At 44.0% G+C, this 386-nt stretch carries 3 tRNA genes; all 3 read left to right on the top strand.

From position 1 onward, the window contains the following. Positions 1–45 precede the first annotated feature (45 nt). Positions 46–121, top strand: a tRNA-Phe gene (locus H5072_RS20835). A 57-nt stretch (positions 122–178) separates the two neighbouring features. Continuing rightward, a tRNA-Thr gene (locus H5072_RS20830) sits at positions 179–254 on the top strand. Between the two features lie 52 nt (positions 255–306). Further along, a tRNA-Phe gene (locus tag H5072_RS20825) sits at positions 307–382 on the top strand. Positions 383–386 lie beyond the last annotated feature (4 nt).

The following is a 386-nucleotide window of genomic DNA, read 5'->3' as shown; positions in this document are numbered from 1 at the left end:
AGTTAAAGGTTAATTTCGTTAATCTGTAACTAGCACAGTTTATGTGCCTCGATAGCTCAGTCGGTAGAGCAGAGGATTGAAAATCCTCGTGTCCGTGGTTCGATTCCGCGTCGAGGCACCATTTACTTTAAGTTCTCAATCTTTAAAATTGAACGTGCCTTAGCACACAGTTTTGTGTGCCGACTTAGCTCAGCTGGTAGAGCAACTGACTTGTAATCAGTAGGTCAACCGTTCGACTCGGTTAGTCGGCACCATTTATTAAGTTAAAGGTTAATTTCGTTAATCTGTAACTAGCACAGTTTATGTGCCTCGATAGCTCAGTCGGTAGAGCAGAGGATTGAAAATCCTCGTGTCCGTGGTTCGATTCCGCGTCGAGGCACCATTTA

The sequence above is a fragment of the Pseudoalteromonas sp. SR45-5 genome, assembly GCF_014163565.1.
Taxonomy (GTDB): domain Bacteria; phylum Pseudomonadota; class Gammaproteobacteria; order Enterobacterales; family Alteromonadaceae; genus Pseudoalteromonas; species Pseudoalteromonas distincta.
The sequence above is the reverse complement of the archived record's forward strand: the minus strand, read 5'-3'. Positions and strand labels throughout refer to the sequence as shown.